At 57.5% G+C, this 15,101-nt stretch carries 17 protein-coding genes; 12 read left to right on the forward strand and 5 right to left on the reverse strand.

Annotated features, from left to right (window positions below; all coding sequences use genetic code 11):
• Positions 1-137: 137 nt before the first annotated feature.
• The 12 genes from blr to gstA all read left to right on the forward strand — a co-directional run bounded on the left by blr (position 138) and on the right by gstA (position 10,331).
• The gene (gene blr, locus V7Q49_RS06235) at positions 138-296 is read left to right on the forward strand and encodes a division septum protein Blr (RefSeq protein WP_333850499.1); all 159 of its coding nucleotides are present in this window, start codon (positions 138-140) and stop codon (positions 294-296) included.
• A gap of 201 nt (positions 297-497) precedes the next feature.
• A complete protein-coding gene (gene ydgT / locus V7Q49_RS06240) occupies positions 498-713 on the forward strand; it encodes a transcription modulator YdgT (protein ID WP_032617854.1) in 216 nt (71 codons plus the stop codon).
• A gap of 84 nt (positions 714-797) precedes the next feature.
• Positions 798-1,238 (forward strand): DUF2569 domain-containing protein, encoded by a 441-nt coding sequence (locus V7Q49_RS06245; RefSeq protein WP_333849878.1) that lies wholly within the window; start codon positions 798-800, stop codon positions 1,236-1,238.
• A gap of 76 nt (positions 1,239-1,314) precedes the next feature.
• Positions 1,315-1,896 (forward strand): electron transport complex subunit RsxA, encoded by a 582-nt coding sequence (gene rsxA / locus V7Q49_RS06250; RefSeq protein WP_333849879.1) that lies wholly within the window; start codon positions 1,315-1,317, stop codon positions 1,894-1,896.
• Entirely contained in the window at positions 1,896-2,474 is a 579-nt protein-coding gene (gene rsxB, locus V7Q49_RS06255; RefSeq protein ID WP_333849880.1) for an electron transport complex subunit RsxB, read from the forward strand. The genes rsxA and rsxB overlap by 1 nt, the downstream gene beginning before the upstream one ends.
• Positions 2,467-4,488 (forward strand): electron transport complex subunit RsxC, encoded by a 2,022-nt coding sequence (rsxC, locus tag V7Q49_RS06260; protein WP_333849882.1) that lies wholly within the window; start codon positions 2,467-2,469, stop codon positions 4,486-4,488. Before rsxB ends, rsxC begins: the two co-directional genes overlap by 8 nt.
• On the forward strand, positions 4,489-5,541 hold the full coding sequence (rsxD, locus tag V7Q49_RS06265) for an electron transport complex subunit RsxD (protein WP_333849884.1): 1,053 nt from the start codon (positions 4,489-4,491) through the stop codon (positions 5,539-5,541). It abuts the gene before it with no gap.
• 10 nt (positions 5,542-5,551) lie between these two features.
• Positions 5,552-6,172 (forward strand): electron transport complex subunit RsxG, encoded by a 621-nt coding sequence (gene rsxG, locus V7Q49_RS06270; protein ID WP_333849885.1) that lies wholly within the window; start codon positions 5,552-5,554, stop codon positions 6,170-6,172.
• 2 nt (positions 6,173-6,174) lie between these two features.
• A complete protein-coding gene (locus tag V7Q49_RS06275) occupies positions 6,175-6,861 on the forward strand; it encodes an electron transport complex subunit E (protein ID WP_032617845.1) in 687 nt (228 codons plus the stop codon).
• A complete protein-coding gene (nth, locus tag V7Q49_RS06280; RefSeq protein WP_333849887.1) occupies positions 6,858-7,493 on the forward strand; it encodes an endonuclease III in 636 nt (211 codons plus the stop codon). Before V7Q49_RS06275 ends, nth begins: the two co-directional genes overlap by 4 nt.
• 615 nt (positions 7,494-8,108) lie before the next feature.
• Complete coding sequence (gene dtpA / locus V7Q49_RS06285) at positions 8,109-9,617, forward strand: dipeptide/tripeptide permease DtpA (protein ID WP_333849888.1); 1,509 nt, start codon at positions 8,109-8,111, stop codon at positions 9,615-9,617.
• Positions 9,618-9,725: 108 nt separating this feature from the next.
• Complete coding sequence (gene gstA, locus V7Q49_RS06290) at positions 9,726-10,331, forward strand: glutathione transferase GstA (protein ID WP_333849889.1); 606 nt, start codon at positions 9,726-9,728, stop codon at positions 10,329-10,331.
• 91 nt (positions 10,332-10,422) lie between these two features.
• Here the strand turns inward: gstA and pdxY are convergent, their stop codons facing one another.
• The 5 genes from pdxY to anmK all read right to left on the reverse strand — a co-directional run bounded on the left by pdxY (position 10,423) and on the right by anmK (position 15,001).
• A complete protein-coding gene (gene pdxY / locus V7Q49_RS06295) occupies positions 10,423-11,283 on the reverse strand; it encodes a pyridoxal kinase PdxY (RefSeq protein WP_333849890.1) in 861 nt (286 codons plus the stop codon).
• Positions 11,284-11,340: 57 nt separating this feature from the next.
• Entirely contained in the window at positions 11,341-12,621 is a 1,281-nt protein-coding gene (tyrS, locus tag V7Q49_RS06300; protein WP_333849891.1) for a tyrosine--tRNA ligase, read from the reverse strand.
• A gap of 126 nt (positions 12,622-12,747) precedes the next feature.
• Positions 12,748-13,404: a pyridoxamine 5'-phosphate oxidase gene (pdxH, locus tag V7Q49_RS06305; protein ID WP_333849892.1), complete on the reverse strand. Its 657-nt coding sequence runs from the start codon at positions 13,402-13,404 to the stop codon at positions 12,748-12,750.
• 57 nt (positions 13,405-13,461) lie between these two features.
• Positions 13,462-13,785 carry a C-type lysozyme inhibitor gene (gene mliC, locus V7Q49_RS06310; protein WP_333849893.1) on the reverse strand — a complete coding sequence of 108 codons (324 nt, stop codon included), beginning with the start codon at positions 13,783-13,785 and terminating at the stop codon, positions 13,462-13,464.
• Positions 13,786-13,876: 91 nt separating this feature from the next.
• A complete protein-coding gene (gene anmK / locus V7Q49_RS06315; protein WP_333849894.1) occupies positions 13,877-15,001 on the reverse strand; it encodes an anhydro-N-acetylmuramic acid kinase in 1,125 nt (374 codons plus the stop codon).
• Positions 15,002-15,101: the final 100 nt, after the last annotated feature.

The following is a 15,101-nucleotide window of genomic DNA, read 5'->3' on the forward strand; positions in this document are numbered from 1 at the left end:
TTCTGATTAACAATTATAACTTGCTGAATACAATCGTAAAACATCAATGCAAAGCGCTTGCCGGAAGGCACTCTGCGCTGTAAAATTCTTAATCTGTATTTATGGACAAAACAAAATAACGAATCATGACGACAATTATTAATCGAATTATCGAGTTAGCCGGGTGGATTGTGTTGGGCGTGTCGGTGATATTGCTGGGGGTCGCCAGCCATATCGATAACTATCAGCCGCCAGAGCCGGTCAATAGCGTCACGCAAGCCAAGCCGCATGCACTGATCAAAAATAGTGACATATGATGTCAGTTGCATATTGCCAGCCGTCATGAACAGCGTTAACCTTCATCGCCAGGCGTCGACCGACGCCTGATTTCACCAGTAAAGAATATTCTTATTTTTGTCGATACGCGTCGGCAAATGGTTACGTCATTTTTGTTCCGTTTAGTATTCGACCGAATTACTTCTTTGGTATCACTCCTTTTTATATGGAAAATTATTAATATGACCGTCCAGGATTATTTATTAAAGTTTCGCAAGATTAATTCCCTCGAAAGTCTGGAAAAGCTGTTTGACCATCTGAACTACAGCCTGAGCGATAACCAGGAGATTATCAGCATGTACCGCGCCGCGGATCACCGCCGGGCGGAACTGGTCTCTGGCGGGCGTTTGTTCAACATTGGCGAGGTGCCTAAGTCAGTGTGGCGTTACGTGCTCTAAGAGGCTAGCCATTCCCAGGAAATGTTATATACTCTCGCCCCTGCTAATTTGCAGATTGCGCTGTTACTGACTTCGGGAGAGAACATGACCACAACGGCTGGAGAAAAAATTGGCGGCTGGTTACTGGCTCCGCTTGCCTGGCTGCTGGTGGCATTATTAAGCGCCTCGCTGGCACTGGTGCTTTACTCTACGGCGTTAATTACGCCGCACGCGTTAAAAACGCTGGGCGCGCAAAATACCATTAATATTGTCATGTGGTTTATTTCTTTCGCCTTTGCGATTGCCATGTGGTACTACACGCTCTGGCTGACCATTGCTTTTTTTAAACGCCGTCGGAATGTGCCGAAACACTATATTATCTGGCTGCTTGTCTCTGTATTACTGGCCGTTAAAGCCTTCGCGTTTTCGCCCGTCTCCGATGCGCTGGCGGTCCGTCAGTTACTCTTCCCCCTGCTGGTGACCGCGCTGTTTGTGCCCTACTTTAAGCGCTCGGCACGCGTGAAGAACACCTTTGTGAACCCGTAATAACCTTACAGTTAACCTGTTGTCGCCTGCGGCGGTTTATCCGATAATAGGCGGCTTTTTTATTTCAGGCTGAATAATGACCGATTACTTACTGCTCTTTGTCGGCACGGTGCTGGTAAACAACTTCGTCCTCGTGAAGTTCCTTGGCCTGTGCCCGTTTATGGGCGTGTCCAAAAAACTGGAAACCGCGATGGGGATGGGGCTGGCGACCACCTTCGTGATGACCCTTGCCTCGATCTGCGCCTGGTGGATTGACACCTGGATCTTGATCCCCCTCGGTCTGACCTACCTGCGCACGCTGGCCTTTATTCTGGTTATCGCCGTGGTGGTGCAGTTCACCGAAATGGTGGTGCGTAAAACCAGCCCGGCGCTATACCGTCTGCTCGGCATCTTTTTGCCGCTGATCACCACCAACTGTGCGGTGCTCGGCGTGGCGCTGCTCAACATTAACCTTGGGCACAATTTCCTGCAGTCGGCGCTGTACGGCTTTTCGGCTGCGGTGGGCTTCTCGCTGGTGATGGTGCTGTTTGCGGCAATCCGCGAACGCATGGTTGCCGCCGATATCCCGGCACCGTTTCGCGGTAACGCCATCGCGCTGGTTACCGCCGGTCTTATGTCTCTGGCCTTTATGGGCTTTAGTGGTCTGGTGAAGTTGTAATGAATGCAATCTGGATCGCCATCGCAGCCATCAGCGTACTGGGGCTGCTTTTTGGCATCATTCTCGGTTACGCCTCGCGCCGCTTCGCGGTGGAGGACGATCCGGTCGTAGAAAAAATTGATGAGCTGCTGCCGCAAAGCCAGTGCGGGCAGTGCGGCTACCCTGGCTGTCGCCCTTACGCCGAGGCGGTAGGCACCGGCGGAGAGAAAATTAACCGCTGTGCCCCCGGTGGCGAAGCGGTGATGCTGAAGATTGCCACCCTGCTGAACGTTGACCCGCAGCCGGTCGACGGCGACGACAGCGCGCAGGAGCCGGTTCGCATGCTGGCGGTGATCGATGAACCTAACTGTATCGGCTGTACCAAATGTATTCAGGCCTGCCCGGTGGATGCCATCGTTGGTGCCACGCGCGCCATGCACACCGTGATTGAGGATCTGTGTACCGGCTGTAATCTCTGCGTCGCCCCCTGCCCGACCCAGTGCATTGAGTTACGCCCGGTAGCGACGACGACCGACAGCTGGAAATGGGATCTTCAAACCATTCCGGTTCGCATTATTCCTGTGGAACAACATGCTTAAGTTATTTTCTGCCTTCAGAAAAGAGAAGATCTGGGATTTCGACGGCGGTATCCATCCGCCGGAGATGAAAACCCAGTCCAGCGGCACGCCGCTGCGCCAGATCCCGCTGGCCAACCGTTTTGTTATCCCCCTGAAGCAGCACATCGGTGCTGAGGGTGAGCTGTGCGTCAAGGTTGGAGATCGCGTGCTGCGCGGCCAGCCGTTGACCTTTGGCCGCGGCCGGATGCTCCCTGTTCATGCCCCGACCTCCGGTACCGTGACGGCGATTGCCCCGCATACCGTGGCCCACCCTTCTGCCCTGTCCGAGCTGTGCGTGGTGATTGACGCCGACGGCGAAGATCGCTGGATCGAACGCGAGGGCTGGAGCGATTTCCGCAGCCGCAGCCGGGAAGAGCTGATCGCCCGTATCCACCAGTCCGGTGTCGCCGGTTTGGGCGGCGCGGGCTTCCCGACCGGCAACAAACTGCAGGGCGGTGGCGACAAGATCCAGACCCTGATTATCAACGCCGCCGAGTGTGAGCCGTACATCACCGCCGACGATCGTCTGATGCAGGACTGCGCCGCGCAGATCGTCGAGGGCATTCGCATTCTCGCCCACGTGCTGCAGCCAAAAGAGGTGCTGATCGGCGTTGAAGACAACAAACCGCAGGCCATCTCCATGCTGCGTGCGGTGCTGGCCGGCAGTCACGATATCAGCCTGCGGGTGATCCCGACCAAATACCCGTCCGGCGGCGCGAAGCAGCTGACCCAGATTTTAACCGGCAAGCAGGTTCCGCACGGCGGCCGCTCCTCGGATATCGGCGTGCTGATGCAGAACGTCGGCACCGCCTATGCGGTGAAACGCGCGGTCGTTGACGGCGAGCCGCTGACCGAGCGCGTCGTCACCCTGACCGGTGAAGCGGTCAGCCGTCCGGGCAACGTCTGGGCGCGTCTGGGTACGCCGGTGCGTCATCTGCTTGACCAGGCCGGGTTCTGCCCGAGCGCGGAGCAGATGGTGATCATGGGCGGGCCGCTGATGGGCTTTACCCTGCCGTGGCTGGACGTGCCGGTGGTAAAAATCACTAACTGTCTGCTGGCGCCATCCGTCAGCGAGATGGGCGAAGAGCAGGAAGAGAAAGGCTGCATTCGCTGCAGCGCCTGCGCCGACGCATGTCCGGCAGATCTGCTGCCCCAGCAGCTGTACTGGTTCAGCAAAGGCCAGATCCACGACAAAGCCAAATCCCATAACCTGGCCGACTGCATTGAGTGCGGTGCCTGCGCCTGGGTTTGCCCGAGCAATATTCCGCTGGTGCAGTACTTCCGCGTTGAGAAGGCCGAAATTTACGCCATCGCGCAGGAAGAGAAACGCGCTGCCGAGGCGAAAGCGCGCTTTGAAGCCCGACAGCAGCGTCTTGAGCGCGAGAAAGCCGCCCGCGAAGAGCGTCATAAGAAAGCGGCGGTACAGCCTGCGGCGAAAGATCAGGATGCCATTAATGCAGCCCTGGCCCGCGTGCGCGAGAAGAAAGCCACCGCCGCACAGGACGTGGTGATCCCGGCCGGACAGCGCCCGGATAACAGCGACGCCATTGCCGCCCGCGAAGCGCGTAAAGCCGAGGCCCGCGCCCGTCAGGCGGAAAAAGCCCAGACCAGCGCCGTGCAGCCAGAGACCGATCCGCGTAAAGCCGCCGTCGAGGCCGCTATCGCCCGGGCAAAAGCCCGTAAAGCGGCGCAGCCGGATGCTATTCAGGTCGAACAGACTCCGGTCGATCCGCGTAAAGCCGCCGTCGAAGCGGCGATTGCCCGCGCGAAAGCCCGCAAAGCAGCGCAGCCGGAAGAGAAACCGGCAGAACCCGCTCCCGTCGATCCGCGTAAGGCCGCGGTCGAAGCCGCCATTGCCCGTGCGAAAGCACGCAAAGCGGCACAACAGGAAGAAGAACCGGCAGCCAATGACGATCCACGCAAAGCGGCAGTTGCTGCCGCCATTGCGCGCGTCCAGGCAAAGAAAGCCGCACAGCAGGCAGTTAACGAGGATTAAATGGTTTTCAGAATCGCAAGCTCCCCTTATACCCACAACCAGCGCCAGACATCGCGCATCATGATGCTGGTCTGTCTGGCCGCGCTGCCGGGCATTGCCGTTCAGGTCTGGTTCTTCGGCTGGGGTACGCTGCTGCAGATCGTTCTCGGCGGCGCTAGCGCGCTGGCGGCTGAAGCCCTGGTCCTCAAACTGCGTAAAAAAGTGGTGAGCAAGATCCTGGCGGATAACTCCGCCCTGCTCACCGGCCTGCTGCTGGCGATCAGTATTCCGCCGTTCGCCCCCTGGTGGATGGTGGTGCTCGGCACCGTGTTTGCGATCATCATTGCTAAACAGCTGTACGGTGGTCTGGGCCATAACCCGTTTAACCCGGCGATGATTGGCTACGTGGTGCTGCTGATCTCCTTCCCGGTGCAGATGACCAGCTGGCTGCCGCCGCATGAGATTGCCGCGACTGTGCCAGGCTTTATGGATGCCCTGCAGGTCATCTTCTCCGGCCATACCGCCAGCGGCGCGGATATGAACAGCCTGCGGATGGGCGTGGACGGCATCAGCCAGGCCACCCCGCTCGATACCTTTAAAACCTCCCTGCACGCGGGTCACAGCGTAGAGCAGATTATGCAGGCCCCGATTTACAGCGGCGTGCTGGCCGGTGCGGGCTGGCAGTGGGTGAACCTCGCCTATCTGGCCGGGGGGGTGTTTATGCTGTGGCAGAAAGCGATCCGCTGGCATATCCCGGTGAGCTTCCTGGTGACCCTCGCGGTCTGTTCCGGCCTGGGCTGGGCATTCTCGCCGGAATCGCTGGCTTCCCCGCAAATCCATCTGCTTTCCGGCGCGACCATGCTGGGGGCGTTCTTTATTCTGACCGATCCGGTGACGGCTTCCACCACCAACCGTGGCCGCCTGATTTTTGGCGCGCTGGCCGGTCTGCTGGTGTGGCTGATCCGCAGCTTTGGCGGCTATCCGGACGGCGTGGCCTTTGCGGTTCTGCTGGCTAACATCACCGTACCGTTAATTGACTACTACACGCGTCCGCGCGTGTACGGCCATCGCTAAGGGACTCGCCATGTTAAAAACGATGCAAAAACACGGCGTGACGCTGGCGGTCTTTGCCGCGGTGCTGACCGGCCTGACGGCCCTCGTCAACGGTCTGACCAAATCCACCATCGACGAACAGGCGGCCCGTCAGCAAAAGGCGCTGTTCGACCAGGTGATCCCGGCGGAGCTCTACGATAACGATCTGCAAAAAAGCTGTTATCTTGTCGAGGCTGCGCCGTTAGGCAAAGGTCAACGCCGCATCTTTATTGCCCGCAAAGGGGATGCGCCAGTGGGTGCGGTGATGGAAGTCACTGCGCCAGACGGCTATTCCGGTGCCATTCAACTGCTGGTCGGCACCGATTTCTCCGGCACCGTGCTGGGCACGCGCGTCACCGAGCATCACGAAACGCCGGGGCTCGGGGATAAAATCGAAACCCGCTTAAGCGACTGGATTTTGCACTTTGCCGGCAAAACCATCCACGGCAGTGACGACCCGGCGTTTGCGGTTAAGAAAGACGGCGGTGAGTTCGATCAGTTTACCGGCGCAACCATTACCCCCCGCGCGGTGGTGAATGCCGTCAAACGTGCGGGCGTCTACGCTCAGACGCTGCCGGCGCAACTTAACAATCTGCCCGCCTGTGAGGAGTGATCATGAGCCAGGTTAAAGAGGTTATCGTCCAGGGTCTGTGGAAGAACAACTCCGCCCTGGTACAGCTGCTGGGGATGTGTCCGCTGCTGGCCGTCACCTCGACCGCCACCAACGCGCTCGGTCTGGGTCTGGCCACTACGCTGGTGCTGACCCTGACCAACCTGTCGATCTCTGCCCTGCGTCGCTGGACGCCGTCAGAAATTCGTATTCCCATCTACGTGATGATCATCGCCTCGGTGGTGAGCGTCGTGCAGATGCTGATTAATGCCTATGCCTTTGGCCTCTATCAGTCACTGGGGATCTTTATCCCGCTGATCGTCACCAACTGTATCGTGGTGGGCCGCGCCGAAGCCTTTGCGGTGAAGAACGATCCGCTGATTTCTGCTCTCGATGGCTTTGCCATCGGCATGGGGGCGACCGGCGCGATGTTCGTGCTGGGCTCGATGCGCGAGATCCTCGGCAACGGCACCCTGTTCGACGGCGCAGACGCGCTGCTGGGCGGCTGGGCGAAATCGCTGCGTATTGAGGTGTTCCACACCGATACGCCGTTCCTGCTGGCGATGCTGCCACCGGGCGCGTTTATTGGCCTCGGTATGATGCTGGCGGTCAAATACCTGATTGATGAGAAACGTAAGCGCCGCGCTGCTGCACGCAGCGTCGAGGAAGGGATCCCTGAGAAGGCCTCATGAACAAAGAGAAGCGTTTAGCCATTTTGCAGCGCCTGCGGGATAACAACCCGCACCCGACGACTGAACTGAACTTTACCTCACCGTTTGAACTGCTGATCGCAGTCCTGCTCTCCGCGCAGGCCACCGACGTGAGCGTCAATAAAGCGACCGCGAAACTTTACCCCGTCGCCAACACGCCGCAGGCGATGCTGGAGCTGGGCGTAGAGGGCGTCAAATCCTATATCAAGACCATTGGCCTGTTTAACAGCAAAGCCGAGAACGTGATCAAGACCTGCCGCATGTTGCTGGAGTTGCACGGTGGCGAGGTGCCGGAAGACCGCGCCGCGCTGGAAGCCCTGCCCGGCGTCGGGCGCAAAACCGCCAACGTGGTGCTGAATACCGCCTTTGGCTGGCCGACCATCGCCGTGGATACCCATATCTTCCGCGTCTGCAACCGCACCAATTTCGCCCCCGGTAAGAATGTCGAACTGGTGGAAGAGAAGCTGCTGAAGGTGGTTCCGGCGGAGTTTAAGGTCGACTGCCATCACTGGTTGATTCTGCACGGGCGCTACACCTGCATCGCGCGTAAACCGCGCTGCGGCTCCTGCATTATCGAAGATCTCTGTGAATATAAAGAGAAAACCGACCTCTGAAACCGTCAGCCGACGGTTTTTTTATGATGTGAATTTCTTACAGAAAGCATGACTCCCTACCGACATCCCATTTCACAGGCATTACGCCTGAGCCAAACTTCGTCTTTCGCGGATTGTGCGGCCATATAACAATCAAACAGGTTAATTGTTTTTTCGTCAGCGAAATTTTCTATATAAATGTGATCAGGATCACTCTGTTCACATGGTGTTAATTTTGTGTATCGAAAATGCCGACAAAGCCTTATTGCATCGAGAAATCGCCCCTGATAACCGGAAGATATGACCGGATATATTTCAGAACTTAGCCCATATCACTACACATTCCCTTTTACAGCAGAACATATCGCCATCTGCGCACTTTTTCGGCTAAAGGATAGTGGAAAAAACCAGTTTCAACGCAACGGTAAAATTTAACGCTAAATAACATTTAGGTTTCTGGCGCATTATAGCGCCAGGGTTATATGTAACAGAGTATTACAAATGCCTTGCCAGATGGGTCAGGATAGTGAACATTACCCGCCGTTTCCCCTCCCACTATAACTATAAAGCGGATGGACTCCGGTCTTCACGCTATGAACACCCCCGTTAATATGGGATGTAAAAAAAGAGGTATATGTGTCTACTGCAAACAATAAACCAGCTGAGGAAAGCGTAAGTCTTAACGCTTTCAAACAACCGAAATCGTTCTATCTCATTTTTTCCATTGAGCTGTGGGAACGTTTTGGTTACTACGGTCTGCAAGGGATCATGGCGGTTTACCTGGTTAAACAACTGGGTATGTCCGAAGCGGATTCCATTACGCTGTTCTCTTCTTTCAGTGCTCTGGTGTACGGTCTGGTCGCAATTGGCGGCTGGCTGGGCGATAAAGTACTGGGAACCAAACGTGTCATTCTGCTGGGCGCCATCGTTCTGGCGATCGGTTACGGTCTGGTTGCCTGGTCTGGTCATGATGCTGGTGTGGTGTACCTGGGTATGGCGACCATCGCGGTCGGTAACGGCCTGTTCAAGGCGAACCCATCGTCCCTGCTCTCGACCTGCTATAAAAAGGACGACCCGCGTCTGGACGGTGCATTCACCATGTACTACATGTCCATCAACATCGGTTCCTTCTTCTCCATGCTGGCAACCCCATGGCTGGCCGCGAAATTCGGCTGGAGCGTGGCGTTTGCCCTGAGCTTCGTCGGGATGCTGATTACCGTGGTGAACTTCCTGTTCTGCCGCAGCTGGGTCAAGGACTACGGTTCCAAGCCTGACTTTGCGCCGGTACAGATGGGCAAACTGCTGGCCACCATCGTCGGTGTCGTCATTCTGGTTGCCATCGCCACCTGGCTGCTGCACAACCAGGGTATCGCACGTGCGGTGCTGGGCGTGGTTGCGCTGGGTATTATCTGCATCTTCGCGAAAGAAGCCTTTGCTATGCAGGGCGCAGCGCGTCGTAAGATGATCGTGGCCTTCATCCTGATGGTGGAAGCGATTTGCTTCTTCGTCCTGTACAGCCAGATGCCAACCTCGCTGAACTTCTTCGCTATCCGTAACGTTGAGCACTCTATTCTGGGCATCGCGTTCGAACCTGAGCAGTTCCAGGCCCTGAACCCATTCTGGATCATGGTGGGTAGCCCGATTCTGGCCGCTATCTACAACAAGATGGGCGACCGTCTGCCAATGCCGCACAAGTTCGCGGTGGGTATGGTGCTGTGCTCCGGTGCCTTCCTGGTGCTGCCGCTGGGCGCGAAATTCGCCAGCGACGCCGGTATCGTCTCCGTAAACTGGCTGATCCTGAGCTACGCCCTGCAGTCTATCGGTGAGCTGATGATCTCCGGTCTGGGTCTGGCGATGGTTGCACAGCTGGTTCCACAGCGTCTGATGGGCTTCATCATGGGTAGCTGGTTCCTGACCACTGCCGGTGCTGCCATCATCGCGGGTAAGATTGCCAACCTGATGGCCGTGCCATCTGACGTGACCGATCCGCTGCTGTCCCTGCACGTCTATGGTGATGTATTCCTGCAGATCGGTATCGCCACCGCGGTTATTGCCGTGCTGATGCTGCTGACCGCACCTAAACTGAATCGTATGACTCAGGACGACGACATCACAGCGAAAGCGAGCAAGACCGCGACCGCGTAATGTCATCGGGAAACGACTGAATTGAAGCCGCTAACTGTGCGTTAGCGGCTTTTTTTTTATCCTGGGCCGCACTACCATAGGCTAAACCTACGTAAACAGGAGTGACCGATGAAACTGTTCTATAAACCAGGCGCCTGCTCTCTTGCCTCCCATATTACGCTGCGCGAGAGCGGTAAAGACTTCACCCTTAACGGGGTAGATTTGATGAAGAAGCGTCTGGAAAACGGCGATGATTTTTTCGCGGTGAATCCTAAAGGCCAGGTCCCGGCCCTGCTGCTGGAAGACGGTACCCTGCTGACCGAAGGTGTTGCCATTATGCAATACCTGGCGGATGGCGTTGCGGATCGCCAGCTGCTGGCCCCTACAGGGAGCATCGCCCGCTACAAGACCCTCGAATGGATGAACTACATCGCCACCGAGCTGCACAAAGGCTTTACCCCGCTGTTCCGCCCCGATACCCCGGAAGAGTACAAGCCGACCGTACGCGCCCTGCTGGAGAAAAAGCTGCAGTACGTGAACGATTCGCTGAAAGACGAGCAGTGGATCTGCGGTCAGCGCTTTACCATTGCCGACGCCTATCTGTTCACCGTGCTGCGCTGGGCGCGGGCCGTGAAGCTGAATATGGAAGGGTTAAGCCATATTGACGCTTATATGCAGCGTATGGCGGAGCGTCCTGCCGTGGCGGCAGCGCTGGAAGCGGAAGGGTTGAAGTAAGGTTGTTGTGTATTGCCGGGTGGCGCTGGCGCTTACCCGGCCTACGTTTTTCCAGGCCCGTGCAAGCGCAGCGCCGCCGGGCATTATGATGCTAAAGCCGGGTCGCGCTAAAGAGGTGCTCCGGCTTCGCAATCCGGTCCTGAGCGGCCACTACCTGCAGCTCATACTCCTGCATCGTCTTCGTGGCGATCATGATTTCATACACCGCCGCCGTGACGTGCTCTAGCGCATCGCGCACCGTCGCCCCCTGCAGCAGTTTCACCAGCAGCAGACCGCTGGTCACATCCCCAACCCCTACCGGCTGACGGCTGCCAAAATCCACCAGCGGACGGCTGATGTGCCAGGCTTCGTCTTGGGTCACCAGCAGCATCTCAAAGCGGTCCGGGCTTATTCCGGCGCGGGCCAGATGCTTCACCAGCACGATCTCCGGGCCCTTCGCAATCAGCTCCCGGGAGGCCGTAATCGCCTCATCCACGCTGTTTACCGGATGTTCGCAGAGGATCTCCAGCTCGATAAGGTTCGGGGCGATAATGTCGCTGGCCGGTAAGGCATGACGGACATGGAACTCCGCGACGCCGGGTGCCACGATGCAGCCTTTCTCGGGGTGCCCCATCACCGGATCGCAGAAGTATTTCGCCGCCGGGTTGGCCGCCTTCACCTGGCGGACAATGCCCAGAATATGCTCGCCCTGCTCGGCTGACCCCAGATAGCCGCTCAGCACGGCGTCACAGGTTTTGAGTTTGTCGATCTCCGCAATGCCCTGAACAATCTCTGTCAGGTGCGCAGGCGGCATCACGCAACCGGTCCACTTGCCGTATTGCGTATGGTTGGAAAACTGAACGGTATTTAACGGCCAGACGTTGGCCCCGAGACGACGCATCGGAAATTCAGCGGCGCTGTTGCCAGCATGCCCAAACACGACGTGGGACTGGATGGCGAGGATATTCTTCATTTTCTTACCACAACCCTGAAAAAATAAAGGGGCATGGTTTCCCATGCCCCTGTGCTTTTACGATGACTTCCAGCAGATCAGACAGTAATTCTTTTTGCCGCGACGCAGTAAGGTGTAGCGGCCAAACAGGCGATCGCTGTCCACAAAGGTATACTCCTCGTTGGACTGTTTTTCGCCGTTAATGGTGATGGCGTTGGAGGCGATGGTTTTACGCGCCTGACCACGGGATGGCTGCAGCTCGGAGTCAACCAGCGCCTGCATCAGGTCTGCGCCTTGCTCCATCTCAACCATCGGCACGCCATCCTGCGCCAGCTGTTCGAAGTCAGCTTCGCTCAGATCGCTCAGGGTACCGTTGAACAGGCTGGCGGTAATACGCTTCGCGGCCGCCAGACCCTCTTCGCCGTGAACCAGCTTCGTCACCTGCTCCGCCAGCACGTACTGGGCGCGCGGGGCTTTGCCGCTGTTCTTGTCTTCTTCTTCCAGGGCATTGATCTCTTCCAGATCCATAAAGGTGAAGAACTTCAGGAAGCGATAGACGTCAGCATCCGCGGTGTTGATCCAGAACTGGTAGAACTTGTACGGGCTGGTTTTTTTCGGATCGAGCCATACCGCGCCGCCTTCGGTTTTACCGAACTTGGTGCCGTCGGCTTTGGTGATCAGCGGCACGGTCAGACCGAAGACCTGGTTCTGGTGCAGACGACGGGTCAGGTCGATACCGGAGGTGATGTTACCCCACTGATCGGAGCCGCCAATCTGCAGCGACACGCCGTGCAGGTTGTTCAGGCAGGCGAAGTCATAACCCTGCAGCAGGTTATAAGAGAACTCGGTGAACGAGATGCCCTGGTCGTCACGGTTCAGACGCTGCTTCACCGCTTCTTTGTTGATCATCTGGTTAACGGAGAAGTGCTTGCCGATATCACGCAGGAAGGTCAGCACGTTCATGCCGCCAAACCAGTCGTAGTTGTTAGCGGCGATCGCTGAGTTCTCACCACAGTCGAAATCGAGGAACGGGGCGACCTGTTTGCGGATCTTATCCACCCACTCCTGCACGGTGTCTGCCGTATTCAGTTTACGCTCAGCGGCTTTAAAGCTCGGGTCGCCAATCAGACCCGTTGCGCCGCCGACCAGCGCCACAGGCTTATGGCCTGCCAGCTGGAAGCGTTTCAGGCATAACAATGGAACCAGATGCCCCAAATGCAAGCTGTCGGCGGTAGGATCGAAGCCGCAATAGAGCGCGATCGGGCCTTGCGCCAGTCGCTCTGCTAACGCTTCCTCGTCCGTCACCTGGGCTACCAGCCCCCGCTCTTGCAATTGTTTAATCAAGTTACTGCTTGCCATCAAATTCTCCATGTATAAAACGACTGCACCTCTGCCGGTACACGACTTTTCGCCAGACGCGAAAGGTACATAGAATAAAGCGCTGACACCCGTTGTACCAGCGCTTAAGAGAACAAATTTCGGGGATTAAGGTGCCAGACGATCGATTTTCCAGGCGTCGTTATCACGCTGGTATAAAAAGCGGTCATGCAGGCGATGTTCACCGCCCTGCCAGAACTCCATCTGCTGAACAGAGACGCGGAAACCGCCCCAGAAACTCGGCAGGGGCACTTCGCCCTGCTGGAACTTCTGTTTCAACTCGAGAAATTTGCTCTCCAGCACGCCGCGGGCCGAGATGCGGCTCGACTGTTTCGAGACCCAGGCGCCAATCTGGCTGTCGCGCGGGCGGCTGTGGAAATACTTGACCACTTCCAGAGTGGAAAGTCGTTCGACGGTGCCGGTGACCATCACCTGACGCTCCAGCATATGCCAGGGGAAGAGCAGGCTGATACGCGGGTTATTTTCGAGGTGGTGCGCTTTGCGGCTACCGAGGTTGGTATAGAACACCAGCCCTTTCTCATCGTAGTGCTTGAGTAACACAATGCGCTGGTAGGGTTGACCCTGTTCGTCGACCGTCGCCACTACCATCGCGGTGGGATCGGCCAGGCGGGCGTCACAGGCCTGTCTCAGCCAGTGCTCAAACAGCACCAGCGGCTCGGCGGGGAGATCCTGGCGACGCAGGCCGCCTTTGGTGTATTCGCGCCTGAGGTGCGCGATGTTCTGCAATTCGTCGTTATCTGACATGGCGTTAGCTGACATTGACAATGGGTGACGCTATTGTGCGCCGCCCCCTGCAAAATCTCAACGCTTCGGATTTTCGATCTGACAATTGTTCAGCACCACGCGATCGCGCTTGTAGACCGTCGCGCTGTCGCCTTTCGACCAGAACACATAGACCCCGTCGCTGTAACGGGTGCCGGAGGCTGACATCCCCTGCTTCAGCGTCAGCAGCTTGTTGTCATAGATGAAACTGACCTCCTGACGGGGATTATTGAGCTTCACGGTGAGCGGTTTCTCTTCACACTGGTACGCCAGGGTGTCGGTTTGCATGCGCTCGACAAACTGGTTGTAGACGCTACAGCTCGCCAGCAGGAAGGGGGTTAAAGCAAGAAGCAGTTTTTTCATGGGTGAGTTCACTTTCCTGGTCACGAAGGGCGCGAACGCCCTCCCGTTTTTCCGTGTCATTCTACCCATCATGCCTTTAAGCGAAATTCGGTTAACTCTGATTTTGCCGCGGATTGGCTGGAAAAACAGCACCTAACACGCTGGCTTCACGCGCGCCGGTGACGGAAGGCATATTTCCCGGCAGGCCCGCTACCGTTCGCCACGCCAGCCAGGCAAAGGCCAGCGCTTCCATATCATCGCCGCTGATCCCGGCCTTATCGGTGGTGCTCACCTCCGTACCCGGCAGCAGACCGGCCAGCCGCGCCATCAGCAGCGGGTTACGGCTGCCGCCGCCGCACACCAGCAGGCGATCGCAGCCGCCGCTCAGCAACACCTGTTCCGACACCGAGACGGCGGTAAGCTCAGCCAGCGTGGCCTGCACGTCCTGCGGCGCCAGCCCCGGGAAGTTCGCCAGCTGGCGCTCCAGCCAGCCGTAGTTGAAATACTCGCGCCCGGTGCTCTTCGGTGCCGGGGCAGCGAAATAGGGATCGCACAGCATGCTTTGCAGCAGCGGGATGATGACCTTACCGCTGCAGGCCCATTGGGCGTCTTTATCGTAGGGTTTGCCCGCCTGACGCCAGATCCAGGCGTCCATCAGCATATTCCCCGGCCCGGTGTCGAAGCCACGTACCGGCTGTCCGGGGATCAATAAGGAGAGATTGGCGATACCGCCAATGTTGAGCACCATGCGGCGCTCCGTCGGATGCGCAAGCAGCGCGTGATGGAAGGCCGGAACCAGCGGCGCGCCCTGCCCGCCAAGGGCCATATCCCGACGGCGGAAATCGCCGACTACCGTCACCCCGGTTTTGGCCACAATCTGGTTGTTATCGCCGATCTGCAGGGTATGAGGCGCTTCCCCGCCCGGCTCATGCCAGACCGTCTGGCCGTGACAGCCAATCGCCACGACGTCCTGGGGGCGCAGATCTTCCTGGTGCATCAGCGCCAGTACCGCATCGCCGAACAGGCGTCCAAGCTGCGTATCCAGCTGCCCCAGCTGCGACAGCGTCAGCTGCTGGCCCTGACAGATATTCAGGATCGCGTGTTTCGTTTCCGGAGGAATGGGCCAACTGAGGCTTGCCTGCTGTGCCACCATATTCTCGTCGATTGCCGCGAGAACAACATCTACGCCATCCAGACTGGTTCCTGACATTACGCCAATATAGCGACCCGATTTCATCCGTTTTCCTTACTCCGCAGGGTTGATGGCTCACTCAACCATAAACCCGACCTCAATTCCATGACGCGATAATACTTTTTAACAATACCTGAGCGTGAGG

The organism is Leclercia sp. (assembly GCF_036780805.1).
Classification (GTDB): Bacteria; Pseudomonadota; Gammaproteobacteria; order Enterobacterales; family Enterobacteriaceae; genus Enterobacter.